A 25,981-nucleotide genomic window follows, 5' to 3' on the forward strand; every position below is an offset into this window, starting at 1 on the left:
TCGCGACTCGCAGTTATATTTCAAACTCGGATTGCAGCGCTGCACGCACGCAATACAGCACACCTTCCGGGACGCGCCCCTTGAACTGTTCTGCAATGCTGGCCACGCTCGGCAGTTCGCCTTCGCCGTCCAGAAAGGCGTCCTGAACTTCTTCCATCAGCTCTTCTGGCAAGTCCAGCGCCTGCTCCAGTGACAACTCCTGACGGCCGATGGCTTCTGCCAACATTGTGTAAACATTCTTTTCAGAACACTGTAATTGCCCGGAGATCTGTAGCGGAGTCATGCCGGCACGGGCCAGGCTGATCAGCTCATGGCGAATGTCCGCGACCACTTTCGGGGGTTCGGCCTGCCCACCCAGCACCTCGAGGAACGCCTCACCGTAGCGCTCCAGCTTGCGCGCGCCAATACCGCTGACCGTGGCCATCTCGGACAATGAAGTGGGCTGGCTACGCAGCATTTCGAGCAACGTCGAGTCGGGGAAGATGACGTAAGGCGGCACGCCGTGCTCTTCGGCCAGCTTGCGTCGTAACGCTCGCAGAGCCTCCCATTGTTCGCGCTCTTCGCCGCGTACCAATTGACTGGCCGGGCTGGCAGAACTGCTTTTGACCGACGTTTGCGGCTTGAGCTCACGACGCAGTTCGAGTGTCACCTCGCCCCGCAGCAGCGGCCGGCAGCTGTCACTCAAACGCAGTCCGCCGTAACCTTCGATATCAATGTCGGCCAGGCCACGGGCCACCAACTGGCGGAACAGCGTGCGCCACTCGCCTTCAGCGCGAGCTTTGCCGACACCGAACACCGACAAATGCTGGTGCCCGAAGCTGCGGACTTTTTCGTTCTCCCGACCCAGCAGCACGTCGATCAGATGCCCGGTACCATAACGCTGGCCCGTTCGGTAAATGGCCGAAAGTGCCTGGCGCGCAGGCTCGGTGGCATCCCAGGTCTGCACACCGTCCACACAATTGTCGCAATGCCCGCATGGCTGCGGCATATCTTCGTCGAAATAGGCGAGCAAGGTCTGGCGACGGCAGCGGGTTTCTTCACACAACGACAGCATGGCATCGAGCTTGTGGTGCTCAAGTCGCTTGTGCCGCTCATCTCCCTCGGAGTTTTGCAGCATTTGCTTGAGCATCACCACGTCTTGCAGCCCATAGGCCATCCACGCGTCAGCGGGCAAACCGTCACGGCCCGCACGACCGGTTTCCTGGTAATAGGCCTCAAGGGACTTGGGCAAATCCAGGTGCGCCACAAAGCGCACGTTGGATTTGTCGATGCCCATACCGAAGGCAATGGTCGCCACCATGATCAGCCCTTCCTCGTTGAGAAAGCGCTTCTGGTTGGCGGCCCGGGTCTCGCTGGGGAGGCCGGCGTGATACGGCAAGGCCGGGAAACCCTGGGCACACAGAAACTGCGCCACTTCGTCGACTTTTTTGCGCGACAGGCAATACACGATGCCCGCGTCACTGCGCCGCTCGGAAAGAAATGCCAGCAACTGCTTGCGCGGCTGCTCTTTCGGCACGATGCGGTAAAAAATGTTGGGGCGGTCAAAGCTCGACAGGAAGCGCTCGGCATTTTGCAGATGCAGACGCGTGACGATCTCTTCGCGGGTGCGCTTGTCGGCCGTGGCGGTCAGGGCAATGCGCGGCACATTCGGGAACACCTCGGCCAATTGGCCCAGTTGCAGGTATTCAGGCCGGAAGTCATGGCCCCATTGGGATACGCAGTGCGCTTCGTCGATCGCAAACAGGGCAATATCAAGGCTCTGCAAAAACGCCATCATTCGCGGCTGGACCAGACGCTCTGGGGCCAGATAGAGCATCTTGACTTCGCCCCGCTTGATCCGATTCGCCAGATCGCGCTGCTGCTCGGCCGTCAGGGTCGAATTCAAGGCCGCCGCCGCCACCCCGAGCTCTTCCAGGGTTGCGACCTGATCGTCCATCAAGGCAATCAGCGGCGACACCACCACCGCCAGGCCCTCACGCAGCAACGCCGGCACCTGGAAGCACAGGGATTTGCCGCCGCCGGTGGGCATCAGCACCAAAGCGTCGCCACCACTGGCCACGCGCTCAATAATGTCACCCTGGCGGCCACGGAAACTGTCGTAGCCGAAGATGTCTTTGAGTACGCGTTGAGCCTGTTCGAGCATAGAAACTCCAGAAATCGCCGAAACACCCCTGCGCGGGCGTGATCCGGCGCGGCCACAGGCCCGTCTGAAGGCATGGGCGCAAAGCGCAGGATCCGCCGCATTGGCTGCAGGGCATCACAAAACGCGGCAGTATACCCGAGCCCTCTCCTGCGCAGGGCGCTGTAATTGCCCTGCCGATCACCGGGAAGTAACAGCAAATGTGCCCTGCGGCTGGCTTGGGCGCTCAAGAAAGCCTAGAATTCGCTATCGTTTATTTACTAGGTAGCACATTAATGTCCTTCGCTGAGCAACTAACCCGCCTGCAAGCCTTCCTCGACGCCGACGAGCTGCATGACGAGGCGCTGGACTACGTGGCCACCCACGGCTACCTGACCGCCCTTTCCATCTGTTCCGAGGTCGTACCTGAGCGTGAGTGGATCGATGCGATCTTCTCCGAAGCACCACACTACAAGGACGACGCCCAGCGTGCCGAAATCGAAGGCACCCTGATCCAGCTCAAGGCCCACATCGCACGCCAACTGGCGTCTGACGAAGAATTCGAGCTGCCGTGCGATCTGGACCTGGGCGACGAGCCGGATGATTCCGACTTGCGCGGCTGGTGTGTCGGTTTCATGGAAGGCGTATTCATGCGCGAAGCGGCCTGGTTCGAAACCGCCGAAGAAGAAGTCAGCGAAATGCTGTTGCCGATCATGGTCGGTTCGGGCCTGTTCGATGACCAGCCTGAGTTCTCCGACATCGCCCAGGATGCCAACCTGATGGACGACATGATCGTTCAGATCCCGGAAGCGCTGACCGCCCTGTACCTGCTGTGCAATGCACCTGACGAGAAACCGGCGATCCTCAAGCCACGTCACCACTGATTTTCAATGACCCTACCCTCACCCGGCAACCGTTCGCGGTTGCTGCGCTACGCACTGTTTGCCATTGGCTGGCTGAGCGTAGTGCTGGGGGTTATCGGGATCTTCCTGCCGGTACTGCCCACGACCCCCTTTCTGTTGCTGGCGGCCGCGTGCTTCGCCCGCAGTTCCCCGCGCTTTTATCAATGGCTGGTCGAGCACCCGCGGCTCGGGCCATGGATCCGCGACTACCTTGATGGCAACGGCATCCCGCTCAAGGGCAAGGTCTACGCCATTGGCCTGATGTGGTTGAGCATTGGACTGTCCTGCTACCTGGTGCCTTTACCCTGGGCGCGTTTTTTTATGCTGACCAGCGCGGTCCTGGTCACGCTCTACATCCTCCGGCAAAAAACCCTCGAAAAACCCTGACCGGCGAAACACACGCCTTGTGTAGCCGCTGCCGCAGGTTGCAATGAGTGCCGAAAGACACCTGTCGCAGCCTCCGGCCGCGGCTACAGGGTTTCAAGCAAAGCTATGGGTTGCCATGATTACGCTGATAGGTTTCGGCGCCCATGGCTTCGATCTGCCCTTCAATCAAAGCTTCGAACGGGCGTAGCAGCGCGGCGAATGAGTTCGGCGCTTCGAGGATTTCAAGCGCTTGCGTAATGGCTTCCAGGGTCGACAAGGCGCCCGGCCCCGGCGCCTTGCGCAACCGGTAACGCGAGACCGCACCTTCGGGCAAAGTGACCCGCGGCAACTGCGCCAGCAACGGATTGAGGTGCAACAGCTTGCGTGCCTTGCGCCATGTACCGTCCGGCACCACCAGCAGCAGCGGCAGATCTGGTCCGGACCCGGTCTCGGTCTCGGTCTCGATCAGTTGTGCGCCCTCTCCCGGAAACAATAACCGCGCCCGGTACCCCGGCGGGTTGAGCAACGTGGCCAGATCCTCAAACACCTCACCCACCCGCAGCTCGGCATTGCTAAGCCCCAAGGCTGCCAACCGCGCCGTGTTCAATGCGTGGCCGACTTCACTCGGATGCTGCAACAGCAAGACCCGGGTGCGACTTTCCAGGCACGGGATCAACTCGCACAAACAATGGGTTTGTGGACGCAAGCAGCGCGGACACTGGATTCTGGACATGGAATGGAAACGCTCGTTCAAGGTTTATTAAGCTGCGCTTTAAGCAGGTCGCGAAAGGTCTGAATCAACGGCTCGCGACTGCGGCCCCGGCGCACGATCATCGAAAACGGCGCTTGATAACCGAAGGTTGCAGGCAGCAACACACGCAAGTCGCCCTTCTCCACCCAGGGCTCGGCATAGTGCTCGGGCAAATAGCCAATGTAAGCGCCCGAGAGCACCAGAATCAGCTGTGCCTCCATGCTATCGACCGTCGCCGCGCTGTGCTTGAAGCCATGCCGAGCCAATTCGGCCTGGCTCCAGTAGCCACGCCCGACCATGCGCTGTTGTGTAATCAATGGCTCGGGGATGCGCCGCTCACTGAACAACGGATGGCGGTTGCTGCAATACAACCAGTGCTGTTCGCGGTACAGCGGCTGATAGACAAGGCCGCTCATGCGCGATGAAAACGCGCCAATGGCCAGATCCAGGCGGTTGTCTTGTACCCCCAATTGCAGCTCGTATGGGCTCATGACCGACAAATGCAAATGCACCGCCGGATGTTCCTGACTGTAGGCACCAATGGCTTCGGCAAAGGGCAATGCATTGTCACTCACGGTCGAGTCGATCACGCCCAGATTCAAAGTACCGCGCAGCTCGCCTTTGAGCGCCGCCGCATACTGCTCGAAACCTTCCAGCTCACCCAGCAACCGCAGGGTTTCCTGATGGAACAGCTCGCCCTTGCTGGTCAGGCTGAACCCGCCCCGCCCGCGATGGCACAACACCAGCCCCAGATTGGCTTCGAGCTGACTCATGTAGGTGCTGATCGCCGACGTCGAGAGGTTGAGCGCCTGCTGCGCATTGGCAAAACCCTGATGCCTGACCACGCTGGCGAAAATGCGCAATAGTTTGAGATCGGGTAAAGCACTGGCCATAGAGAGCTCACTGATCCTGTCGGCGTTAGCATGTATGCGCCTTCAGGGTATTGGCATGAATTCGATAACCGGAGTCTAACGCCTACCACCGCATTAGTTTAGAAAAACCTGAACTAAGTATTTGCCCACAGGGATTCTTCCCGCCTCATGCCTTTCGCAGAATCGGTCGCCATAACCACAACAAACGACGAGGCTATCCCGTGGAAAAAATCCTTCACCAACCACTGGGCGGTAATGAAATGCCGCGCTTCGCCGGCATCGCCACCATGATGCGGCTACCCCACTTGCAATCGGCCAAAGGCCTGGACGCCGCGTTTATCGGCGTGCCACTGGATATCGGCACCTCACTGCGGCCCGGTACACGTTTTGGCCCCCGTGAAATCCGCGCCGAGTCGGTCATGATTCGCCCCTACAACATGGCAACCGGCGCCGCACCGTTCGACTCCCTGTCGGTGGCTGACATCGGCGATGTGGCAATCAACACCTTCAACCTGCTGGATGCGGTCCGCATCATCGAAGAGTCGTACCACGAGATTCTTGAGCATGATGTGATCCCCCTGACCCTGGGCGGCGACCACACCATCACCCTGCCGATCCTGCGGGCGATCCACAAGAAACACGGCAAGGTTGGCCTGGTGCATATCGACGCCCACGCCGATGTAAACGACCACATGTTTGGCGAGAAAATCGCCCACGGCACCACCTTCCGCCGCGCCGTGGAAGAAGGTCTGCTGGACTGTGACCGCGTGGTGCAAATCGGCCTGCGAGCCCAGGGCTATACCGCTGAAGACTTCAACTGGTGCCGCAAACAGGGTTTTCGCGTGGTCCAGGCCGAAGAGTGCTGGCATAAATCCCTGGCACCGCTCATGGCCGAAGTGCGTGAAAAGGTCGGCAATGGCCCGGTATACCTGAGCTTTGATATCGACGGCATCGACCCGGCGTGGGCACCCGGCACCGGAACCCCGGAAATCGGCGGCCTGACCACGATTCAGGCGATGGAAATCATCCGCGGCTGTCAGGGCCTCGACCTGGTCGGGTGCGATCTGGTAGAAGTCTCGCCGCCGTTCGACACCACCGGCAACACCTCATTACTGGGCGCCAATCTGCTCTACGAAATGCTCTGCGTGCTGCCCGGCGTCGTGCATCGATAAGGACGTTCCACCGGTGCTATCAAGTCCTGGACTTGAAAGCACCGCGCCACACCCGCGTGACTAGCAGCATTCATAAAAACAAAAATCGGAGACTCGCCATCATGGCTTTAGATCTACTGGTCGTCCTTATTTACGCCGCTGCAATGCTAGTGCTCGGTTACTACGGCATGCGCAAGGCAAAAACCCACGAAGATTACCTGGTCGCCGGGCGCAACCTGGGACCGACACTCTACATGGGCACCATGGCCGCCACCGTACTCGGCGGCGCGTCGACCGTGGGCACCGTGCGCCTGGGGTATGTGCACGGTATTTCGGGCTTCTGGCTGTGTGCCGCGCTGGGCTGCGGGATCATCGCGCTCAACCTGTTCCTGGCCAAGCCGCTGCTCAAGCTGAAGATATTCACTGTCACCCAGGTCCTGGAGAAGCGTTACAACCCCATGGCGCGTCAGGCCAGTGCAATCATTATGCTGGCCTATGCGCTGATGATTGGCGTGACCTCGATCCTGGCCATCGGCACAGTGCTGGAAGTGCTGTTCGACCTGCCTTTCTGGATCTCGGTGTTGCTCGGCGGCGGTGTAGTGGTGGTGTATTCGACCATCGGCGGCATGTGGTCACTGACCTTGACCGACATTGTCCAATTCGTGATCAAGACCGTGGGCCTGATGTTTGTCCTGCTGCCGATCTGCCTGTACCGCGTCGGTGGCTGGGACGAACTGGTGAGCAAGTTGCCCGCGTCCAGCTTCAACTTCACCCAGATCGGCTGGGACACGATCATCACCTACTTCCTGATTTACTTCTTCGGCATCCTGATCGGCCAGGATATCTGGCAGCGAGTGTTTACCGCCAAGACCGCCAGGGTCGCCAAGTACGCCGGCACATTCGCCGGGTTCTATTGCATCCTCTACGGTCTGACCTGTGCATTGATCGGCATGGCGGCGCATGTGCTGCTGCCTGACCTGGACAACGTCAACAACGCCTTCGCCGCCATCGTCAAGGCATCCCTGCCTGACGGCATTCGCGGGCTCGTGATCGCTGCTGCCCTGGCCGCCATGATGTCGACCGCCAGCGCCGGCTTGCTGGCCGCATCCACGGTACTGACTGAAGACCTGCTGCCAAAGCTGCGCGGTGGCAAACAGTCGAGTCTCAAGGTTAACCGGCTGTTTACTCTGCTGACGGGGTTTGTGGTGCTGGCAATCGCTCTGGTGGTCAATGATGTGATCAGCGCCCTCACCCTGGCCTATAACCTGCTGGTCGGCGGTATGCTGGTGCCATTGATCGGGGCCATTTACTGGAAACGCGCCACCACCGCAGGCGCCATTACCAGCATGAGCCTGGGGTTTATCACCGCACTGGTCTTTATGTTCAAGGATGGGCTGGACGCCAATACGCCGATTTACTACAGCCTGGCGGTGGCGTTGATCAGTTTTATCGTGGTCAGCCTGATGAATCGGCGCCCCGCCCCAGCGGTCAGCGTCGCCTGATCAATACGTGAGGAATGTTTGTCTCAGCGGGTACGACGTCGGAGGTCGTACCCGTTTTTTTTACAACTCGACCTCCCTTCGGACAAAGGATCAAAAGAAGGCGTAGCGACCCGTGTGCAGCGTTATCCCCCCGCCTTACCGGCGACGTTGCGGATGACGACGCGGATCCTCGACAGGAATCGGCACAGGTTGCAGTGGCGGCTCGATCAAGCCAAGCGCAACGCCAACGTCATGGAGCCAGGTTTGCAATTTGTCTTTCATATATCCCCCTTGGGGTAACACCGGCGACGGGAATTCTGTGGTCGCTTCGTACAGATAATAGCCCTAACTCCTACGCAATGCTTGCCGGAAGTCAATGAACTTTAGGCTAACGCCTTACAAATCAGACTCAGCCCAATGCGTGAAGTTGCGTGCCCGGGCCGCCGTTTTGCAGCGGCTGCGCTTGCTGTAGCTCGATCCAGGCATTCAGGTTGGCGCCCATCATGCCTTTTCGCCACATCAGCCATGTTGTGGCTTGTGAAAAAGGTTGTTGCAAAGCATGTACGCTGACATTTTCACGTCCCGGCAAACTGGCCAGCATCGAAGCCGGCATCAGCGCCACACCCGAACCGGCTACCACACACGCCAACATGCCTTGATAGGACTCTATCTCCATAACCCTGCCCATGGCGGCACGATCACTGGCGTACCAGGCCTCAAGACGAGCCCGATACGAACAGCCCTGTCGAAAGGTGAACACCTCCAGGCCCTGCACATCCCGAGCACGGGTGATCGGTGAGTGATCCAGATCACTGATCAGTACCAGGTGCTCCTCGCAAAACTCAATACCGTCCAGCCCGGCCAGCTCCAGTGGCCCATCCACCAGCGCGGCGTCCAGACGGCCGGTCAGCAAGCCTTCAAGCAACTCCCCGCTCGGAGCCGATTGCACATGCAGGTTCACCGCCGGATAAGTCCGGTGATAGTGCGCCAGCAACCCTGGCAAATGAATTGCTGCCGTACTGTACATCGTGCCCAGCGTGAACTTGCCAGACGGCACTCCACCTTGCACGGCAGCCAGGGCTTCGTCGTGGAGAGCAAACAGGCGCGCGGTGTAATCCAGCAACACCTGACCGGCCGGGGATAACTGCAAGCGCTGACGCTCGCGCATGAAGAGTTCGATGCCCATCTGCTCTTCAAGTTGCTTCAGACGGGTCGACAGGTTGGAAGGGACTCGATGCAGACGCTCAGCCGCACGGGTGACAGAACCTTCTTCGGCCACGGCCTGGAAAATCCGCAATTGACTGAACTCCACGATATTCTCCAAAACAGAACAAGTATCTCACTATTATTCATTTTTAAAGAAAGTCAATAACCTCTAGCCTGACGGTCTCTGATTTCTCCCAGGAACCCGCAGCATGTCTCCCCAGACCCGCTTACTCGCCAGCTTTATCGCGCTCATGATGGCAATGGGCATTGGCCGTTTTTCATTGACGCCACAACTGCCGCACCTGATCAGTGAAGGCCAGATCGATCTGACCGGCGCCGGGTTGATTGCTGCCGCCAACTACCTGGGTTATTTGCTCGGAGCGCTGGATGCCATCCGCGCCAGACGTCCCGCACAGATCCAGCACCGGCTGCAGGCGGGTCTGTGGTTATGCGTGGGGCTGACCCTTCTGTCATTCTGGGCCCAGGGGTTTTGGCCGCACCTGCTTTTGCGCTTTGGTACCGGGGTCGCCAGCGCCTGGGTGATGGTGATGATTACCTCGCTCAGCCAGCAAATTGCCATAGCTGCCAATCGCCCGCGCTCAGGCGCACTGGTGTTTGCCGGCCCGGGTGCCGGGGTACTGCTCACGGGGGTGCTGGCGCTGGTTTCGAACAGGCTCGACCAGCCTTCGGCCATCTTATGGCTGGTTTATGCCGCCGCGGCCCTGTTGATGCTGTTGGCGATTTTGCCGATTCTGCCGAGGCCCGTCACAAACGCAAAGGCCAGCGCGGTGATGCAACCGACTGAACGGACGCCCGGGATTGCGCGACTGGGTGCGATCTATGCGCTGTATGGTCTGGGCTACATCATCCCGGCCACGTTTCTGTCGCAGATGGCCAGCGCCCGATTTCACGGCCAGTGGCAAGCGGACCTGTTCTGGCCCGCATTCGGGTTGTGCGCCGCAATTGGCGTCGGCCTGATCAGCTTGCGCCGTCCCCGCCCCGGCACCACACGCCTGTGGTTGACGGGTGGATTGTGGATACAGGCGCTGGGGGTGCTGGCATGCCTGCTGCCAAGCAGCGCGGGCCTGGCATTGGGCGTGGTTCTGTGTGGCACCCCGTTCCTGGCCTGCATGCCGCTGGTCATGCAACGCTCCCGGGATCTGGCGCCCCATGCCATGCAACGCAACGCCGCTTTGCTGACCGCCTGCTTTGCCCTCGGCCAGTTGTGCGGGCCGTTACTGGCGGCCCTCAGCAGTCATTTCAGCGGCGGCCTGCAGCCGGCGTTGATTGCCGCTGCCGCGGGGCTGCTGCTTGCCGGAGGACTGGCCTTGCAGTCGGTCAGCTCCCCAGCAGCGCACGCACCTTGCGACGCAACCACGGCTCAGCGCTGACAAACGTTATGCCGAATAACACCAGCACAGCGCCCACCACAAAGTTGAAGCTCAAGGGCTCATTGAGCAACAGCACACCGAACGTCACACCGAACAGCGGGGTCATGAACGAAAACACCGCCAGGTTGGAGGCCAGGTAACGCTTGAGCAGCCAGAACCACACCAGATAACTGAAAAACGACACCACCAGCCCTTGAAACAGCACGCTGGCCACGGCGACTGGCGTCAGGCTGACATGGCTGATCTGCCCACTGACAGCGGCAATCAACAACAGCCCGACAAAACCGACCATCAACTGGTAGAACAAGGTCAGCGTGACGGGGGCTTCGGACAGCCGAGAAGCCCGCACCACCACGGTGGTCGCACCCCAGGCCATGCCGGCCAGGATCCCGCAGGCATCGCCCAGCAACATGGTGCGATCCATCCCGGAAAATGAAACACCCCCGGCAAAGGCGAAGGCGATGCCTGCGAAAGCGAGAAAAATCCCCAGCCACTGCAATGGCCGCAAACGCTCGCTGGGCAGAAACCAGTGAACCCCGAGGGCGGTAAAGATGGGGGCGGTATAGAGAAAAACCGACATATGGGCGGCGCTGGTCATTTGCAGACCTTCGGCGATGAAGAAAAACTCCAGGCCGAACAGGCTGCCTGCCAGCAAGCCGGCTCGCCAAGTGCACGGAACCTGGCTCCATCCGCCTTTCCAGCAGATCAACAACCCCACCAGCAACGCTGCAATCGCGGAACGAGAGGCGGCCTGCATCACGGGCGCGATGTCCACGGCCGCCGCTTTGATGACGACTTGCTGCACGCCCCAGATCAGGCACAGACCCAGCATCACTTGCAGTGCGAAAGCATCCGTTGCTCGCCGCGAAACAGTCATAGCTACACCTGGAAGAAGGTCAAGGGACGCACAATATTCAGCGTGTCATTAAGAAAGAATCAGGCCGCCAGCTTGTGTGACGTCCAGTAACCCGACAATGCCGCCAGGCAGGTCAACAGACCGCCCCAGGCCATGTCCATCAAGGCCAGTTGGGCCGACCAGCCTTGCAGGGTAGCCCAGTTGGTCATGTCGTAGGTGCCATACGCCACCAACCCGAAAAACGCACCGCTCAATGCTGCCCTGCGCGCACTGCTGCGGGCCAGAGCCGGCAATACCACAAAAAACACCACACCCAGCACGTACACCAGGTAGAACACGATCGCCGGCCCCCACTTGGGTTGCTCAAGCATCAGCGGGCCCAGTAACTCTTTATAGGTAGAGTCCATGAGCACACCCAGCCACAGGCCGTCGAGCACCAGAAAAGCCAGCAATGCACCGGTATATGCCCACGCAACTTTTCTCATGACGACAGCCCTCGGTCTGCAGGATCAGATCAATTCGATACGGTCCGGATGAATCGTAATCTTGCCTTCCTTGTACAGTGCACCGATAGCCTTTTTAAAGTTGCCCTTGCTCACACCGAACAGGCTGCTGATGACTTCGGGGGCACTTTTGTCGCTGACTGCCAAAACACCGTCATTGTCGCGCAACTTGGCGAGGATCTTCGAGTTCAGGCTGCTGGCGGCTTCCTGGCCTACCGGCTGCAGGCTCAGGCTGATTTTGCCGTCTGCGCGAATCTCTTTGATGAAGCCTTTCTCTTGCTTGCCCGCGCGCATAAACTTGAACACTTCGTTCTTGTGGATCAAGCCCCAGTGCTTGTTGTTGATCACGGCTTTAAAGCCCATGTCCGTGGCTTCGGCCACCAACAGGTCAACTTCCTGGCCCACTTGATAGGTCGGCGGGGTCTTGTCCAGATAACGGTCCAGTCGCGCTGTCGCCGTAATACGACGAGTGTGCTTGTCGAGGTAGACATGCACCACGACGTATTCGCCAGCGGTCATCTGGCGTTTTTCTTCGGAATACGGCAGCAGCAAGTCTTTCGGCAACCCCCAATCCAGGAAGACACCGATGCTATTAACTTCAACCACTTTGAGACTGGCAAACTCACCGACCTGAACTTTTGGTTTTTCAGTGGTGGCAATTAATTTGTCATCACTGTCCAAATAAACAAATACGTTGAGCCAGTCTTCATCTTCACTGGGAATATCTTTGGGAATATAACGATTGGGCAGCAGGATTTCGCCGTCTGCCCCGCCATCCAGATACAAACCGAAGTTCGTGTGTTTCACCACTTGCAAACTGTTGTAGCGACCGATTAAAGCCATGTTCAATACCCTCATTACGTGGGCGGCATTCTACCCGAGTTTAGGGAGGCGAATTGAGGTGCCGCCGCCTGCCAATCAAAAAATCTGTGAAAGGCCTGATTTCTCAGGATTTTCTGGCCGCTTGCAGCACCATTCGTCAGCCTTGCGCACACCGCAAGTCAGCTTGGCGACCTCCCGGGCGGATTAAAACATCACCACCGTTGTTAATTAAAACAGCGAGTTAGAGAACGTTTTGATGAACGATCATGTACATGATCAGGCCGCGAGGTTTATTTTAAGAAGATATTTAACAAGCCATTGTCAAGTATTTCTGGTACTATCGCTGGCCAAGTTATTTTCTACAGGTCAATAGCCGTCATGCGCGTTAAAGCATCTGCCAGCAAAGCAAAGCCAGCTCCCGCTGTTGAAACCAGCGATTCAATCAATGCGCAAATTTCCGCATTCTTGAAGTCCGGCGGTGAGATCCAGCAAATTGACAAAGGTGTCAGCGGCCAGACATTCGGCCCGTCCAAGCAAATCACGCTGGGCAAAAAGTAACACCCCTCGCGTCACTGTGTCCTCATGCGCTTTGCCTTCCAAAGCGCTAGGACTAACGATTTATCCGCCTTATCCCCCTCGCATTGATCCGGTACTCGACAAATCGACGAACGGCATTCATCCGCCCCTATTCATCCGTATGCTCTAAAGCCTCTGGATCAAGCCTCTTGGCCCATACAAGGAGGGAATACATGCCCACGCGGGTGTTAATGCTGACCATCGGCATGCTGGCCAGTTCGCTGGCCAATGCCCAGGTGTTTTCCCGTGAACTGGGAGATTTCGACCTTAAACTGGCCACCCAGCCAAGCCGCAGCATGGCGCAGGGCCTGGTCAAACCCACCAGCCCCGGCTCAAGCTTCCATGGCGGCCTCGACCTCAGCCATGACAGCGGCTGGTATGTCGGCCAATGGGCACCGACGATGGGCATCAAGCCGGGCAGCAACCTCGAGGTAGACTCCTACCTGGGTTACAAACACCCTTTCGACGAAAGCCTGAGCTATGAGCTGGGGATGATTCATTACAGCTACCCCAAACTGAGCCCGCTCGACAGCCAGCAATTTTATGCCGGGCTCACGTTGCTGGGCACGCGCTTTGGCGCAGCCTTCAGTAATGACCCAGGGCGCCGTGACAGCACGCTGTTTGCCGACCTCGGCCTCAATCAGCCCTTTGGTATCGGGATGAGCATGAAGTACACCGCCCACCAATTGGACTCGCCTGTGTCCATCGCCGAGGGTGGCAGCGTACATGCTTTCAATGACTGGTCGGTTAAATTATCGCGCCCGTGGATGGGAATCGACCTGAACCTGATCTACAGCGACTCCAACCTCAACGGCAATGACTGCTCGGCGTATTCAGGGCAAAACTCGCAGTGCGATGGCTTGCTGACCTTTAAAGCCGAGCGCGCGTTTTACTGAGTCGAAAGCCCGTCACTGAAGGCTGCCCCGCGGCTGGATTCAGGCAATTTGAACCTTTGCGGCCAGCGCATCGAAGATCACAGGGTCCAGCGCATCCGATTGCTGGTTGAGCACCTGCAACGGGTGGTCATTGCCCGGAATACTGCTGTCGATCAGGCTCAACAGGCTGGCCCCACGCGCGGTCAGGACAAAGTTCTCGCCGTTGCCGCCCTCTTCCTCAGGCCGGCTTTCAATAAAACCGTTCTTGAACAGCAGCGCTTCATAATCAGCCGCCAGCTTTTTCAGTTCATCCAGATTACCAATCGGTTGGCCGGCGGCGGCCTGGGCTGCCGCGTGCTCTTCAGCATAAGCCCGCGGCGCAAATGCAACGCCGTCGTTATTCTGGACTTCATGGAGTAGCCGTTCGATCAGTGCCCAGTTGTAAGTGGTCATCAGCGTCACGCTCCGTACTGTTTGATGAAAAAAGCCTTCATCAGTAGTGACCGGCAGACCACCAGGACGTTCAGCCGGTGTTTGCAGCCTACGACGGGATCAGCAGCCTGGAACGGGCAACAAAAAACCCGGCCTGGGCCGGGTTTTGGTGAATCACATGCGCGCCTTATTCGGCGGCAGGTGCTTCTGGCTTGCGGCGCTTGAGCGGAGCCATGCCGTCTTTGCTGACCAACGACAATGCGTCGGTTTTCGGACGGTTGGCGATTTTACGCTTGGTCGGAGCCTTGGCGCCGGACTTCTTCTTGTCGCCTTTGGCGTCGGTCTTTTTCTTTTTCACGCCAACGGCCTTGCCCGATGCCTTGACCTTCTTCGGCCCGGTGTAGGTGCCTTTGACTTCCTTGATGGTGCGACGCTCGAAGCTTTGCTTCAGGTAGCGCTCAACGCTGGACATCAGGTTCCAGTCACCGTGGCAAATCAGCGAGATCGCCAGGCCATCGTTGCCCGCGCGACCGGTACGACCAATACGGTGTACGTATTCGTCGCCGCTGCGTGGCATGTCAAAGTTGATCACCATGTCCAGACCATCAACGTCCAGACCACGGGCCGCCACATCGGTGGCCACCAGGATCTTGACCCCGCCCTGCTTCAGGCGGTCGATTGCCAGCTTGCGATCCTTCTGATCCTTCTCACCGTGCAAGACAAACGCCTTGTACTCCTGAGCCACCAGACGACCGTAGATACGGTCAGCCATGGCCCGGGTGTTGGTGAAGATAATGGCTTTTTGATAAGTCTCGTTGGCCAGCAGCCAGTTCACGATTTGCTCTTTGTGCTGGTTGTGATCGGCCGTGATCACTTGCTGGCGAGTCGTGGCGTTCAGCTGGCTGACCTGGTTGAGCTGCAAGTGCTCGGGATCGGTCAGGACCTTGCCGATCATCTCGCGCAGCCCGGAGCCACCGGTGGTGGCCGAGAACAGCATGGTTTGCTGACGGTTTGGACACTCATCGACCAGACGCTGGACGTCTTCCGAGAAGCCCATGTCGAGCATGCGGTCGGCTTCGTCGAGCACCAGCACTTCAACTTCTTTCAAGTCCAGGTTGCCGGCGTTCAGTTGCTCCAGCAAACGACCGGGCGTGCCGATCAGAATGTCCGGCACCTTGCGCAACATGGCGGCCTGGACCTTGAAGTCTTCACCACCGGTGATCAGGCCGGACTTGATGAACGTGAACTGCGAAAAACGCTCGACTTCTTTCAGCGTCTGCTGTGCCAGCTCGCGGGTCGGCAACAGGATCAACGCTTTGATGCTGACGCGAATTTTGGCCGGACCGATCAGGCGATTGAGAATCGGCAGGACGAAAGCGGCGGTTTTGCCACTCCCGGTTTGAGCTGTCACCCGCAGGTCACGCCCTTCGAGCGCGAGCGGAATGGCCGCTGCTTGCACAGGCGTTGGCTCGACAAATTTAAGCTCGGCCACGGCTTTAAGCAGGCGTTCGTGCAGGGCGAATTGGGAAAACACGGGTGCTACCTCGAAGAAATGCAAAAAATCAGCGGCATAGAGTAACGGTTTCGAGCGCCCAGGCCGAGTTTCTTTGTACAAACGGCACGAAACAAATGCTTTTTTAAGATCTTTAGTCCTGTCCAAGCCCCAAAAGCGCACTTAAATGCTCTAATTCCGGGGCCATTTCTCTTTGGGGTAACGTTTTAGCTTATGGACACTCAACAACTCTGGGCCCGTTTCCAGGCCCTCTGGGCCAACCTGGATCAACATCCCTGGGTATCGGCGTTTCTCGGCCTGATTGTGCTGGTGAGTATCGCTCTGATTGCCGGTTACATCGCACGCATCATTATCCTGCGCGTGAGCAAGATCCTCGGCCGTCAACCGGCCTTGCATTGGGTCAATAACTTACGCGAACACAAGGTGTTCCACCGTCTGGCACAATTGACGCCGTCCCTGATGGTGCAATTCGGACGCAACCTGGTACCGGATCTGAGCGACAACGGCCGCCATTTCCTGGGCAACCTGGCACTGGCCGTCACCATCTTTGTCCTGACCCGCGTAACCAGCGCGCTGCTGGATGCCTTGCTCGATATTTATTCGCGCACCAATTACGCCAAGACCCGCCCGATCAAGGGCTACATCCAGCTGAGCCAGATGCTGCTGTATGTGTTTTCGGCCATCATCATTGTCGCCACCCTGATCGATCGCTCACCGATGCTGCTTCTCTCGGGGCTGGGCGCTATGTCTGCGGTCATCTTGCTGGTCTACAAAGACACCCTGCTGTCGTTCGTGGCCAGCGTGCAGTTGACCAGCAATGACTTGCTGCGCGTCGGCGACTGGATCGAAATGCCTCAGGTGGGTGCCGATGGCGATGTGATCGACATCACATTGCATACAGTCAAAGTGCAGAACTTTGACAAGACCATCGTCTCGATTCCGACCTGGCGCCTGATGTCCGAGTCGTTCAAAAACTGGCGCGGCATGCAGCAATCGGGGGGACGCCGGATCAAGCGCAGCCTGTTCATCGATGCCAATGACGTCAGTTTCCTGACCGATGAACAGGAACAGCGTCTGGAGCAAGTGCGCTTGCTGAGCGATTACCTGGCGCGCAAAAAGGCTGAACTCAAAAGCTGGAATGAAGCTCAGGGTAACGTTGCTGCCCTGTCAGCCAATCGGCGGCGCATGACCAACATCGGGACCTTCCGCGCCTATGCGCTGGCCTACCTGAAAAGCCATGCCGAGATTCAGCCGAACATGACCTGTATGGTGCGCCAGCTACAAACCACGGCCCAAGGTGTGCCGCTGGAGGTGTACTGCTTTACCCGTACTACGGTGTGGGGCGAATACGAACAGATCCAGGGCGATATTTTTGACTATTTGCTGGCCGTGATGCCCGAGTTCGGGCTGAGCGTGTATCAACAACCAAGCGGGAATGACCTGCGAAATGGCCTGTTGAACAAGATCAAGGCACCGTTGGTGGTGTCGGCCGAGACAGCAGAAGCCGAGGCCTGATCCGCAAACTGCTCAGGCCCTTGCACCCGCTCGTGGTGACAAGGGCTTGAGCTTCACCAGGGTTAACCGTGCTGGAACTGCGGATCGCCTGTCAGCTTGAACAGCAGGTCCACGCCCTCGGACCAGGCACCGTAACCACTCTGGTCATTGATATGACCTGCCTTGTGCAACCACACCAACTCGCTGCCCCATGCCTCGCTGAAGGCACTGGCCCGCGTCACGGAGACATAGGGATCATCCGTGCTGGCGACGGTGATCGCGTTAAAGGGTAACGGGTTCATGAGCATCGGGGTAAAGCCCGTAGTACCTTCCGGGTAGCTGTCGGCCTCTGTATCGCTGGGGGCGACCAGCAATGCGCCACGCACCCGCTGCGCCGCTTCGGGGTACTGCTGCGCCCACTGTGCGATCAGGCTGCACGCCAGACTGTGCCCCACCAGGACAACCGGACGCTGACTGGCCATCACCTTGTCGTGTAGCCGCAGTACCCAGTCCGCGCAGGTCGGCGTCTGCCAGTCACTCTGCTCGACTCGATGCAGCCCGCTGAAACGCTGTTCCCACTGTGTTTGCCAATGCTGGGGCCCGGAATCGAAGAGGCCTGGCAATATCAACACCCTGACGGTCATCCCTGTTCTCCCTTGAGGCGGTGGATAGGTCGTTGAGACGTTAGCTCGCCCCGGCCCTCAGGTCTAGTCAAGTGAGGCTCGCGCCGACCAGTATCATCAGAGTCCTCGCCTTCCCCCCCTGGTTATTCCCCATGCACCTAAAGCCCGTTTTTTCAGCACTTATCGCAATAACCCGCCCTTGCGATCCAGGCGACTGATCCACACGGCAGCCAGAATCCCCAGCCCACCCAAAAACAGCCGCCCCAAAGGCTCGTGTTGATTCCATATCAGCAAGTTGAGCAACAATCCCACCGGGACATGCAAGTTGTTCATCACCGCCAGGGTACCGCCGCTGACCAGACAGGCGCCCTTGTTCCACCAGTACATCCCCAGCGCTGTAGAGACCAGCCCCAGAAACACCAGCACAGCCCATTGCACCGGCGCATCAGGCAAGAAGTGCGCCTTGCCGAACAACAGGAATGCCGGCAAGACAACCGCCAGTGCGCCGAGGTAAAAGTAACCAAAGCGTCGATAATGCGGCAGATCACTTGGGTAGCGGGCCACCAGATGCTTGTACATGACCTGCCCTGCGGCATAGGTGAAGTTGGCCAGTTGCAGCAGCAGAAACCCTTTGAAGAAGTCCGGGCTGATGCTGTCGAAACGGATGACGGCCGCCCCCATGACCGCCACCAGGGCCGCCACCAGCGCCCAGGGATTGAAGCGCCGGTTCAGCGCATCTTCGATCAAGGTCACGTGCAGCGGCGTCAGGATGGTAAACAGCAACACCTCCGGCACTGTAAGTACGCGAAAGCTCAAGTACAGGCACACGTAGGTGATCCCGAACTGCAAGGCGCCAATCAACAGCATGCCGCGCATGAATCCGGGCTCGACCTGACGCCAGCGTGTCAGCGGGATAAATACCAGCCCCGCCAGTACCACGCGCACCAGCACCGCAAAGTAGCTATCGACGTGCCCCGCCAGGTACTCGCCAATCAGGCTGAAGGAAAACGCCTGAATCAAAGTGACAAATAATAGATAACCCATGAATCTCTCGCCCAGAAGTCGACACCGCTCACGGTAGAAACCACCTATGAGCCAGTAAGAATGTGCGCGACCTTAGCGGTTTTTCAGTGAGCCACGCCATCACCCCGTGAATCCCGGGCAAAAAAAACCCGATCCGGCGCAATGGCTGATCGGGTACGAGCACTCAAGAAAGTGCAAAGGGAGGTTCGATGCGCGAACCGCATGCTTGAAGGAGCAATGAAGCGATTAAACCTGCTGCTGATTATCTGTCGATTAACAGACTAGGCGACTGCAGATAACTGGGCCCTGGCCTGGTTCAAACCTTTTTCCTGGAAGTCTCCGCCCAGATTCATGCCTTCGGCATGGATAAAGGTCACGTCGTGAATCCCGATGAATGCCATGACCTGACGCAGGTACGGTTCCTGGTGATCCGCAGCACTGCCCGCATAGATTCCGCCACGGGCCGTCAGCACGTAGGCTTTTTTGCCGGCCAGCAGCCCTTGAGGGCCGGTCTCGGTGTATTTGAACGTGACGCCGGCACGCAGCACATGATCAAGCCAGGCTTTGAGGGTGCTGGGGATTGCAAAGTTGTACATCGGTGCAGCCATGACCAGAACATCGGCGGCCAGCAGCTCATCGGTCAATTCATTGGAGCGCTGCAGCGAAGACTGTTCGGCAGCACTGCGCTGCGCCTCGGGCTTCATCCAGCCGCCCAGGAGGTTAGCGTCGAGATGCGGGATCGGGTTTACCGCCAGGTCGCGAACAGTGATCAGGTCTGCGGGATGCACTTCACGCCACTGGCTGATGAACTGCTCGGTCAACTGTCGGGAAAATGAATCCTGCTGACGGGCACTGCTTTCAATGATCAGAACATTAGACATGGTGTGTAGGCTCCATCTAGAGATGCTGTAAGGCGATGGATAAAAGGTTATAGGGCATTGCTTCGATGAAAAAGCGCAATTATCTGCTGTAACCTATCTATAAACCTGTTTATTTATCCTGCCAAGGGTGCGAGCATTCGTCCATGCCGCACCCTCAACACTTTTGCGGGATAGCCGGTGTAACCCACCAATCGACCGGCTATCCCCCTCCAGAGGAATTCATCGTGAAAGCGCCCCGCGTGACCCTTGATCAATGGCGCACCTTGCAGGCAGTAGTCGACCATGGAGGCTTTGCCCAGGCTGCCGAAGTGCTGCATCGCTCGCAATCGTCTGTCAGCTACACCGTTGCCCGCATGCAAGACCAGCTCGGCGTGCCGTTGCTGCGTATAGACGGACGCAAGGCCGTACTCACCGAAGCCGGCGGCGTGTTGCTGCGCCGCTCCAGACAGCTGGTAAAGCAAGCCAGCCAGCTGGAAGACCTCGCTCATCACATGGAACAAGGCTGGGAAGCCGAAGTCCGCCTGGTGGTCGATGCGGCGTATCCCAATGCCCGACTGGTACGCGCCCTGACCGCATTCATGCCGCAAAGCCGCGGTTGCCGCGTACGTCTGCGTGAAGAGGTGCTCTCCGGTGTAGAAGAAGTCTTGCTTGAAGGGATCGCTGACCTGGCCATCAGCAGTTTCAATATTCCCGGCTATCTGGGCACCGAACTGAGCGATGTGGAGTTTGTCGCTGTCGCTCATCCCGATCATGCGCTGCACCGCCTGCAGCGCGAACTGCACTTCCAGGATCTCGAAAGCCAGCTGCAAGTGGTGATCCGCGACTCCGGTCGGCAACAACCTCGCGACATGGGCTGGCTGGGCGCCGAACAGCGCTGGACCGTCGGCAGCCTGGCCACTGCAGCCGCTTTTGTCGGAAGCGGACTCGGCTTTGCCTGGTTGCCACGGCACATGATCGAGCGGGAACTCAAGGAGGGTGTACTCAAACTGCTGCCATTGAATCAGGGCGGCAGCCGTCACCCCTTGTTCTACTTGTACTCCAACAAGGACAAGCCTCTGGGCCCGGCCACGCAAATCCTGGTCGAACTGCTGCGTACCTTCGACACTGCGCCGCTCGATGCGCCTTTTGCGGCCCCGTTGCAAGCGTGAACAGCGGTGGGCAGGAACCCGATTGAAGAATATCCTGTCCAACACCCGCCGCCCGTGAACACCTGCACTCGCACAGGTGACCCGGGCATTGCCTCAATACAGTTTTGACCACTGTTTGCGTGACATTGAACCGTCACCCACTTTTCCAGGACCCCTGAACCATGCTCAAAAAAATTGCCCTCGCCGCTGGCGCCCTGTTCTTTGCAGCCAACGTTCTGGCTGCAACACCTGCCAGCACTCAAGCTCCGCGTGTTGAGCTGGACACCAGCTTCGGCAAAATCGAAATCGAACTGGATCCGGTGAAAGCCCCGATCAGCAGCAAAAATTTCCTGGAATACGTCGACAGCGGCTTCTACAAGAACACCATTTTTCACCGTGTGATCCCGGGCTTCATGGTCCAGGGTGGCGGTTTCACCGCGCAGATGGTGCAAAAACCTACCCGCGATCCGATCAAGAACGAAGCCAGCAACGGTTTGCATAACGTACGTGGCACCTTGTCGATGGCCCGTACATCGAACCCGAACTCGGCCACCAGCCAGTTCTTTATCAACGTGGCCGACAATGCCTTCCTCGATCCGGGCCGTGATGCCGGCTACGCCGTATTCGCCAAAGTGGTGAATGGCATGGACGTGGTCGACCAGATCGTCAATTCGCAGACCACCACCAAACAAGGCATGCAAAACGTGCCTATCGACCCGGTCATCATCAAGTCGGCCAAGCGCCTGAACTGATGGACTGAGTCGCGCAGGGAGCGTTGACCGGCCAAGGCCGGTCACATCACTAAAGGAGAGCCCGCACCGCGGGCGTCAGTGCCCATGCTTTATCGTCGCTTTGAAAACCTGATCGATATTTTCCGCGAAGCCCCAGGTGCTGCCCCGCCCAACTCCGTTTGGGCGTTTTATCTGTATTACCTGCGCCAGGTCTGGCCCCTGTTTGCCGCCCTGCTGGTCATCGGGCTGATCGCCGCCCTGATCGAGGTGGCGCTGTTCAGTTACCTGAGCACGCTGATCGACTTGACCCAAAACACTCCCGCCAGCGACTTTTTCAAGGTCCACAGCAACGAGCTGATCTGGATGGCCGTGGTGGCGCTGGTGCTGCGTCCGGTGTTCTTTGGCCTGCATGACTTGCTGGTGCACCAGACCCTGACGCCGGGCATGACCAGCATGATTCGCTGGCAGAACCACCGCTATGTGCTTCAGCAAAGCCTGAACTTCTTTCAAAACGACTTCGCCGGGCGAATCGCCCAGCGCATCATGCAAACCGGCAACTCGTTGCGTGACTCGGCGGTACAGGCCGTCGATGCCCTGTGGCACGTGATGATCTACGCCATCAGTTCACTGGTGCTGTTTGCCGAGGCCGACTGGCGCCTGATGATTCCGTTATTGGTCTGGATCCTGGCCTACATCGGCGCACTCTATTACTTCGTACCCCGGGTCAAGGAGCGCTCGGTGGTCTCTTCCGACGCACGCTCAAAGCTCATGGGCCGCATCGTCGACGGCTATACCAACATCACCACGCTCAAGCTGTTTGCCCATACTCAGTTCGAACAACAGTACGCCCGTGAAGCCATCATCGAGCAAACCGAGAAAACCCAACTCGCAGGACGCGTGGTCACCAGCATGGACGTCACCATCACGCTGATGAACGGCCTGCTGATCGTCGGCACCACCGGCCTCGCGCTTTGGCTGTGGAGCCAGTCGCTGATCAGCGTCGGCGCCATTGCCCTGGCCACAGGCCTGGTGATTCGCATCGTCAACATGTCGGGCTGGATCATGTGGGTGGTCAACGGTATTTTCGAAAACATCGGCATGGTGCAAGACGGGCTGCAGACCATCGCCCAGCCCGTCGCCGTGACTGACCGCGAACAGGCTCCGCGCCTGAACGTCAAGCATGGCGGAGTGCGCTTCGAGCACGTCGCGTTCCACTATGGCAAACGCAGCGGGATCATCAGCGACCTCAACCTGGTGATCCGGCCTGGTGAAAAAATCGGCCTGATCGGCCCTTCCGGCGCGGGCAAGTCGACGCTGGTCAACCTGCTGTTACGCCTGTACGACCTGCAAGGCGGGCGCATCCTGATCGATGATCAGGACATTGCCGAAGTGACCCAGGAGAGCCTGCGCGAGCAAATCGGCATGATTACCCAGGACACCTCGCTGCTGCACCGCTCGATCCGCGACAACTTGCTGTATGGCAAACCGGACGCGACCGATGATGAACTGTGGGAAGCCGTGCGCAAGGCACGGGCCGACGAGTTTATCCCGCACCTGTCCGATGCCCAGGGCAGAACCGGTTTTGACGCCCACGTGGGCGAACGCGGGGTCAAGCTGTCGGGCGGACAACGCCAGCGCATCGCCATCGCCCGGGTCCTGCTCAAGAATGCGCCGATCCTGATCATGGACGAAGCCACCTCGGCCCTGGATTCGGAAGTCGAAGCGGCGATTCAGGAGAGCCTCGAAACCCTCATGCAAAACAAGACGGTGATTGCCATCGCCCACCGGCTTTCAACCATCGCGCGGATGGATCGTCTGGTGGTCCTGGAAAAAGGCCATATCGCCGAAACCGGCACCCATGCCGAATTGCTCGCTCATGGCGGGCTGTATGCGCGTCTATGGCAACATCAAACGGGTGGATTTGTCGGCATCGACTAACTCAAAAAAACAGAGACCGTTCTTCTACTGAAAAAAATGCGCCAGGGCCCGTGACCAAAGGGCTCTGGCGTTTTCATGGCACTGGCAAAAGCACCGGAGGCTGCTGTAATTAACGACAGGATCCAGGAGGGCCCTGCCGTCAATTGCAGGATGCACCGCAGCTTCCTTTGCTTGATAGAGCATCTATCCGGGGCCGTCCCATGACTTTAGTAAAACGTTCGATGACTGAGTTGTTAGGCACTTTCTGGTTGGTACTTGGCGGTTGCGGCAGCGCGGTACTGGCTGCAGCCTTTCCTGATGTCGGTATCGGCTTGCTCGGCGTGGCACTGGCGTTTGGTCTTACCGTGCTAACCATGGCATTCGCCATCGGCCATATTTCCGGCTGTCACCTCAACCCCGCCGTGTCATTCGGGTTATGGGTCGGCGGACGCTTCCCGGCCAGGGAGCTGCCCGCGTACATCATTGCCCAGGTCGCGGGTGGCGTGATTGCCGCTGCGTTGCTGTATTTCATCGCCAGCGGCAAGCCCGGGTTTGAACTGGCCAGCGGACTGGCAGCCAACGGCTATGGAGAACATTCACCCGGCGGTTATTCGATGATATCGGGGCTGGTGTGCGAAATCGTTATGACTGCGATGTTCATCCTGATCATCATGGGCGCCACCGATAAACGCGCTCCGGCGGGAATGGCGCCGATTGCCATCGGCCTGGGACTGACGCTGATCCACCTGATATCGATCCCGGTCACCAATACCTCGGTCAACCCGGCCCGCAGTACCGGCCCCGCCGTGATCATGGGCAGCTGGGCACTTCAGCAGTTGTGGTTATTCTGGCTGGCGCCGCTGGTGGGCGCAGCGCTGGGTGGGTTGACGTATCGCTGGCTGGGTAAAGAAGACCACTGACACACAATCTGGCGAGGGTCAGGCCTGCCGGTAAGGCAGCGCCGCCCTCGCCTCGTCGGCATACGCCAACACCCCGACACGCTCACGCTGCAGGAAATCACCCACCGCGGCTTTCAAGCCCGCATGCCGCAGGTAATGCCATGAATGGGTGATCACCGGTTCAAAACCGCGAATCAACTTGTGCTCACCCTGAGCCCCCGCGTCAAAACGCTGCAGCCCTTGGGCGATGGCGTAATCCATGCCCTGGTAGAAACAGGTCTCGAAGTGCAGACGGTCAAACTCGGCCAGACACCCCCAATAACGCCCATACAGGCTGTCGCCCCCGACCAGGCTGAAAGCCATTGCCACCGGGCGTGCCCCCTGCCTGGCCAGGACCACGCGAATCGCTTCGGGCATGCGCTCAGCCAGCAGACTGAAAAACGCACGGGTCAGGTACGGGGTTTGCCGGCGCACGGCATAGGTGTTGGCATAACAGGCATAGACAAAATCCCATTGCGCCTCAGTGACCTCCCGGCCTTCGAGCCACTCAAACTCAAAGCCCTGCGCCGCCACTTGTTCACGCTCTTTACGCATTTGCTTGCGTTTGCGTGAACTCAGCGCATCGAGAAAGTCCTGAAAGTCGCGGTACTCACGGTTTTGCCAATGAAACTGACACCCCAACCTTTGCAACCAGCCGGGCTGTTGCGCCAGCGCACTGTCCGCCAGCGCATCGGTGAAATTGATGTGCGCACTGGACAGCCCTTCGATCTCCAGATAACCGGGCAAGGCCGCCAGCAGTTCAAGACCGTCTTCGGCACGGGCGGCCAATAAGCGCGGACCGCTGACCGGGCTGAACGGCACGGCCATCAACAGTTTGGGGTAGTACTCGATACCCGCCCGCTCACATGCCTGCGCCCATTCGTGATCGAAGACGTATTCGCCGTAAGAATGCCATTTTCGATACCCGGGCAAGGCCGCCTGCAATTGCCCGTCCTGATAGTGCAACAAATGCTCCGGCTGCCAACCGGAATGCGGCCCCAGGCTGGCGCTGTCTTCCAGCGCAGTGAGGAAGGCATGCCGCAAAAACGGCTGGGCCACGGGCACCAGTGCATCCCATTCCTGGGCAGAGATGGCGGACAGGCTGTCCAGACGGTGTAGCGGCATTGAATGTCCCCGGATACGCGGCGTAGAGCGCCGATGGTAGCACCAAGTGGCCTGACAACCCTTAGCCGTTGGCGATACCTCCCTCACCGCCTCGTCGCTGCCCCCCTACCCGGCAGTGAATCGGTCAGCTGTCACAGAGTTGATATCATTTCGCCATTTTTCTGTCATATCCAGCCGCGATACTGGCGCCGCTTCTTAGAACACAGGGTTATGAGTGGCCTGTCTGCCAACACGCTGTAGGCACACTCGGACCGTTTCAATTTTGAGCCTGAATGGGCCGTTTTTTTTGGGGTGGTCAACGCCACC

26 protein-coding genes are annotated in these 25,981 nt (G+C 58.6%); 12 read left to right on the forward strand and 14 right to left on the reverse strand.

The genetic code is table 11. The features are described from left to right. Positions 1-13: 13 nt before the first annotated feature. Complete coding sequence (recQ, locus tag DQN55_RS14930; RefSeq protein WP_048382982.1) at positions 14-2,143, reverse strand: DNA helicase RecQ; 2,130 nt, start codon at positions 2,141-2,143, stop codon at positions 14-16. Positions 2,144-2,415: 272 nt separating this feature from the next. On the opposite strand from recQ, the gene DQN55_RS14935 reads away from it, so the two are divergent. Next, positions 2,416-3,003 carry a UPF0149 family protein gene (locus DQN55_RS14935; RefSeq protein ID WP_048382981.1) on the forward strand — a complete coding sequence of 196 codons (588 nt, stop codon included), beginning with the start codon at positions 2,416-2,418 and terminating at the stop codon, positions 3,001-3,003. 6 nt (positions 3,004-3,009) lie between these two features. Beyond that, entirely contained in the window at positions 3,010-3,408 is a 399-nt protein-coding gene (locus DQN55_RS14940) for a YbaN family protein (protein WP_048382980.1), read from the forward strand. 103 nt (positions 3,409-3,511) lie between these two features. Here DQN55_RS14940 and DQN55_RS14945 read toward each other — a convergent pair whose 3' ends face one another. After that, positions 3,512-4,120: a tRNA-uridine aminocarboxypropyltransferase gene (locus tag DQN55_RS14945; RefSeq protein ID WP_048382979.1), complete on the reverse strand. Its 609-nt coding sequence runs from the start codon at positions 4,118-4,120 to the stop codon at positions 3,512-3,514. Between the two features lie 17 nt (positions 4,121-4,137). Then, positions 4,138-5,031, reverse strand: coding sequence for a LysR family transcriptional regulator (locus tag DQN55_RS14950; protein ID WP_048382978.1), 894 nt, complete (start codon positions 5,029-5,031; stop codon positions 4,138-4,140). Between the two features lie 200 nt (positions 5,032-5,231). Between DQN55_RS14950 and speB the strand changes: the two genes are divergently transcribed. Beyond that, positions 5,232-6,182 (forward strand): agmatinase, encoded by a 951-nt coding sequence (speB, locus tag DQN55_RS14955; RefSeq protein WP_048382977.1) that lies wholly within the window; start codon positions 5,232-5,234, stop codon positions 6,180-6,182. 101 nt (positions 6,183-6,283) lie between these two features. Further along, positions 6,284-7,663: a sodium:solute symporter family protein gene (locus DQN55_RS14960; protein ID WP_048382976.1), complete on the forward strand. Its 1,380-nt coding sequence runs from the start codon at positions 6,284-6,286 to the stop codon at positions 7,661-7,663. Positions 7,664-7,798: 135 nt separating this feature from the next. Here the strand turns inward: DQN55_RS14960 and DQN55_RS22545 are convergent, their stop codons facing one another. Continuing rightward, positions 7,799-7,924 carry a PA1414 family protein gene (locus DQN55_RS22545; protein ID WP_268876088.1) on the reverse strand — a complete coding sequence of 42 codons (126 nt, stop codon included), beginning with the start codon at positions 7,922-7,924 and terminating at the stop codon, positions 7,799-7,801. Between the two features lie 127 nt (positions 7,925-8,051). Further along, positions 8,052-8,954 carry a putrescine utilization regulator PtrR gene (gene ptrR / locus DQN55_RS14965; RefSeq protein WP_048382975.1) on the reverse strand — a complete coding sequence of 301 codons (903 nt, stop codon included), beginning with the start codon at positions 8,952-8,954 and terminating at the stop codon, positions 8,052-8,054. Positions 8,955-9,057: 103 nt separating this feature from the next. Between ptrR and DQN55_RS14970 the strand changes: the two genes are divergently transcribed. Next, complete coding sequence (locus DQN55_RS14970; RefSeq protein ID WP_048382974.1) at positions 9,058-10,239, forward strand: MFS transporter; 1,182 nt, start codon at positions 9,058-9,060, stop codon at positions 10,237-10,239. Here DQN55_RS14970 and DQN55_RS14975 read toward each other — a convergent pair. Genes DQN55_RS14975 through DQN55_RS14985 form a run of 3 tightly spaced genes read right to left on the reverse strand, consistent with a single transcriptional unit; the run spans position 10,187 to position 12,441 of the window. After that, positions 10,187-11,116 carry a DMT family transporter gene (locus DQN55_RS14975; protein ID WP_048382973.1) on the reverse strand — a complete coding sequence of 310 codons (930 nt, stop codon included), beginning with the start codon at positions 11,114-11,116 and terminating at the stop codon, positions 10,187-10,189. The genes DQN55_RS14970 and DQN55_RS14975 overlap by 53 nt on opposite strands. A 59-nt stretch (positions 11,117-11,175) precedes the next feature. Further along, a complete protein-coding gene (locus tag DQN55_RS14980; RefSeq protein ID WP_048382972.1) occupies positions 11,176-11,580 on the reverse strand; it encodes a DUF2177 family protein in 405 nt (134 codons plus the stop codon). 24 nt (positions 11,581-11,604) lie between these two features. Next, a complete protein-coding gene (locus DQN55_RS14985; protein WP_048382971.1) occupies positions 11,605-12,441 on the reverse strand; it encodes a CvfB family protein in 837 nt (278 codons plus the stop codon). 357 nt (positions 12,442-12,798) lie between these two features. Between DQN55_RS14985 and DQN55_RS14990 the strand changes: the two genes are divergently transcribed. Beyond that, on the forward strand, positions 12,799-12,978 hold the full coding sequence (locus DQN55_RS14990) for a hypothetical protein (RefSeq protein WP_048382970.1): 180 nt from the start codon (positions 12,799-12,801) through the stop codon (positions 12,976-12,978). Positions 12,979-13,169: 191 nt separating this feature from the next. After that, positions 13,170-13,892, forward strand: a complete 723-nt coding sequence (locus tag DQN55_RS14995) for a TorF family putative porin (RefSeq protein ID WP_048382969.1) — start codon at positions 13,170-13,172, stop codon at positions 13,890-13,892. Positions 13,893-13,931: 39 nt separating this feature from the next. Here the strand turns inward: DQN55_RS14995 and DQN55_RS15000 are convergent, their stop codons facing one another. Both DQN55_RS15000 and DQN55_RS15005 read right to left on the reverse strand, forming a co-directional pair. Next, positions 13,932-14,324 carry a hypothetical protein gene (locus tag DQN55_RS15000; protein ID WP_048382968.1) on the reverse strand — a complete coding sequence of 131 codons (393 nt, stop codon included), beginning with the start codon at positions 14,322-14,324 and terminating at the stop codon, positions 13,932-13,934. 166 nt (positions 14,325-14,490) lie between these two features. Continuing rightward, the gene (locus tag DQN55_RS15005) at positions 14,491-15,837 is read right to left on the reverse strand and encodes a DEAD/DEAH box helicase (protein ID WP_048383217.1); all 1,347 of its coding nucleotides are present in this window, start codon (positions 15,835-15,837) and stop codon (positions 14,491-14,493) included. 192 nt (positions 15,838-16,029) lie between these two features. On the opposite strand from DQN55_RS15005, the gene DQN55_RS15010 reads away from it, so the two are divergent. After that, positions 16,030-17,331 (forward strand): mechanosensitive ion channel family protein, encoded by a 1,302-nt coding sequence (locus DQN55_RS15010; protein ID WP_048382967.1) that lies wholly within the window; start codon positions 16,030-16,032, stop codon positions 17,329-17,331. Between the two features lie 62 nt (positions 17,332-17,393). Here DQN55_RS15010 and DQN55_RS15015 read toward each other — a convergent pair whose 3' ends face one another. From DQN55_RS15015 to DQN55_RS15025, 3 genes are all read right to left on the reverse strand, one after another. Continuing rightward, a complete protein-coding gene (locus tag DQN55_RS15015; protein WP_048382966.1) occupies positions 17,394-17,954 on the reverse strand; it encodes an RBBP9/YdeN family alpha/beta hydrolase in 561 nt (186 codons plus the stop codon). Positions 17,955-18,113: 159 nt separating this feature from the next. Continuing rightward, positions 18,114-18,977, reverse strand: a complete 864-nt coding sequence (locus DQN55_RS15020) for a carboxylate/amino acid/amine transporter (RefSeq protein WP_048382965.1) — start codon at positions 18,975-18,977, stop codon at positions 18,114-18,116. A 260-nt stretch (positions 18,978-19,237) separates the two neighbouring features. Then, positions 19,238-19,837, reverse strand: coding sequence for an FMN-dependent NADH-azoreductase (locus DQN55_RS15025; RefSeq protein WP_048382964.1), 600 nt, complete (start codon positions 19,835-19,837; stop codon positions 19,238-19,240). Positions 19,838-20,061: 224 nt separating this feature from the next. Between DQN55_RS15025 and DQN55_RS15030 the strand changes: the two genes are divergently transcribed. The 4 genes from DQN55_RS15030 to aqpZ all read left to right on the forward strand — a co-directional run bounded on the left by DQN55_RS15030 (position 20,062) and on the right by aqpZ (position 24,532). After that, complete coding sequence (locus DQN55_RS15030; protein WP_048382963.1) at positions 20,062-20,985, forward strand: LysR family transcriptional regulator; 924 nt, start codon at positions 20,062-20,064, stop codon at positions 20,983-20,985. Between the two features lie 161 nt (positions 20,986-21,146). Continuing rightward, entirely contained in the window at positions 21,147-21,716 is a 570-nt protein-coding gene (locus DQN55_RS15035) for a peptidylprolyl isomerase (RefSeq protein ID WP_048382962.1), read from the forward strand. Between the two features lie 84 nt (positions 21,717-21,800). Next, complete coding sequence (locus tag DQN55_RS15040; RefSeq protein ID WP_048382961.1) at positions 21,801-23,633, forward strand: ABC transporter ATP-binding protein; 1,833 nt, start codon at positions 21,801-21,803, stop codon at positions 23,631-23,633. 200 nt (positions 23,634-23,833) lie between these two features. Next, positions 23,834-24,532 (forward strand): aquaporin Z, encoded by a 699-nt coding sequence (aqpZ, locus tag DQN55_RS15045; RefSeq protein WP_048382960.1) that lies wholly within the window; start codon positions 23,834-23,836, stop codon positions 24,530-24,532. Positions 24,533-24,550: 18 nt separating this feature from the next. Here the strand turns inward: aqpZ and DQN55_RS15050 are convergent, their stop codons facing one another. Beyond that, positions 24,551-25,675 (reverse strand): GNAT family N-acetyltransferase, encoded by a 1,125-nt coding sequence (locus tag DQN55_RS15050; RefSeq protein ID WP_048382959.1) that lies wholly within the window; start codon positions 25,673-25,675, stop codon positions 24,551-24,553. Between the last annotated feature and the right edge of the window lie 306 nt (positions 25,676-25,981).

It is taken from the genome of Pseudomonas taetrolens, from assembly GCF_900475285.1.
GTDB classification, from domain to species: domain Bacteria; phylum Pseudomonadota; class Gammaproteobacteria; order Pseudomonadales; family Pseudomonadaceae; genus Aquipseudomonas; species Aquipseudomonas taetrolens.

What these genes read in the sequence shown, in the direction of transcription:
- recQ (WP_048382982.1), bottom strand. Translation starts at nt 2,143, where the DNA reads ATGCTCGAACAGGCTCAACGCGTACTCAAAGACATCTTCGGCTACGAC.
- DQN55_RS14935 (WP_048382981.1), top strand. Translation starts at nt 2,416, where the DNA reads ATGTCCTTCGCTGAGCAACTAACCCGCCTGCAAGCCTTCCTCGACGCC.
- DQN55_RS14940 (WP_048382980.1), top strand. Translation starts at nt 3,010, where the DNA reads ATGACCCTACCCTCACCCGGCAACCGTTCGCGGTTGCTGCGCTACGCA.
- DQN55_RS14945 (WP_048382979.1), bottom strand. Translation starts at nt 4,120, where the DNA reads ATGTCCAGAATCCAGTGTCCGCGCTGCTTGCGTCCACAAACCCATTGT.
- DQN55_RS14950 (WP_048382978.1), bottom strand. Translation starts at nt 5,031, where the DNA reads ATGGCCAGTGCTTTACCCGATCTCAAACTATTGCGCATTTTCGCCAGC.
- DQN55_RS14960 (WP_048382976.1), top strand. Translation starts at nt 6,284, where the DNA reads ATGGCTTTAGATCTACTGGTCGTCCTTATTTACGCCGCTGCAATGCTA.
- DQN55_RS22545 (WP_268876088.1), bottom strand. Translation starts at nt 7,924, where the DNA reads ATGAAAGACAAATTGCAAACCTGGCTCCATGACGTTGGCGTTGCGCTT.
- DQN55_RS14970 (WP_048382974.1), top strand. Translation starts at nt 9,058, where the DNA reads ATGTCTCCCCAGACCCGCTTACTCGCCAGCTTTATCGCGCTCATGATG.
- DQN55_RS14975 (WP_048382973.1), bottom strand. Translation starts at nt 11,116, where the DNA reads ATGACTGTTTCGCGGCGAGCAACGGATGCTTTCGCACTGCAAGTGATG.
- DQN55_RS14980 (WP_048382972.1), bottom strand. Translation starts at nt 11,580, where the DNA reads ATGAGAAAAGTTGCGTGGGCATATACCGGTGCATTGCTGGCTTTTCTG.
- DQN55_RS14985 (WP_048382971.1), bottom strand. Translation starts at nt 12,441, where the DNA reads ATGGCTTTAATCGGTCGCTACAACAGTTTGCAAGTGGTGAAACACACG.
- DQN55_RS14990 (WP_048382970.1), top strand. Translation starts at nt 12,799, where the DNA reads ATGCGCGTTAAAGCATCTGCCAGCAAAGCAAAGCCAGCTCCCGCTGTT.
- DQN55_RS14995 (WP_048382969.1), top strand. Translation starts at nt 13,170, where the DNA reads ATGCCCACGCGGGTGTTAATGCTGACCATCGGCATGCTGGCCAGTTCG.
- DQN55_RS15000 (WP_048382968.1), bottom strand. Translation starts at nt 14,324, where the DNA reads ATGACCACTTACAACTGGGCACTGATCGAACGGCTACTCCATGAAGTC.
- DQN55_RS15010 (WP_048382967.1), top strand. Translation starts at nt 16,030, where the DNA reads ATGGACACTCAACAACTCTGGGCCCGTTTCCAGGCCCTCTGGGCCAAC.
- DQN55_RS15015 (WP_048382966.1), bottom strand. Translation starts at nt 17,954, where the DNA reads ATGACCGTCAGGGTGTTGATATTGCCAGGCCTCTTCGATTCCGGGCCC.
- DQN55_RS15020 (WP_048382965.1), bottom strand. Translation starts at nt 18,977, where the DNA reads ATGGGTTATCTATTATTTGTCACTTTGATTCAGGCGTTTTCCTTCAGC.
- DQN55_RS15025 (WP_048382964.1), bottom strand. Translation starts at nt 19,837, where the DNA reads ATGTCTAATGTTCTGATCATTGAAAGCAGTGCCCGTCAGCAGGATTCA.
- DQN55_RS15035 (WP_048382962.1), top strand. Translation starts at nt 21,147, where the DNA reads ATGCTCAAAAAAATTGCCCTCGCCGCTGGCGCCCTGTTCTTTGCAGCC.
- DQN55_RS15040 (WP_048382961.1), top strand. Translation starts at nt 21,801, where the DNA reads ATGCTTTATCGTCGCTTTGAAAACCTGATCGATATTTTCCGCGAAGCC.
- aqpZ (WP_048382960.1), top strand. Translation starts at nt 23,834, where the DNA reads ATGACTTTAGTAAAACGTTCGATGACTGAGTTGTTAGGCACTTTCTGG.
- DQN55_RS15050 (WP_048382959.1), bottom strand. Translation starts at nt 25,675, where the DNA reads ATGCCGCTACACCGTCTGGACAGCCTGTCCGCCATCTCTGCCCAGGAA.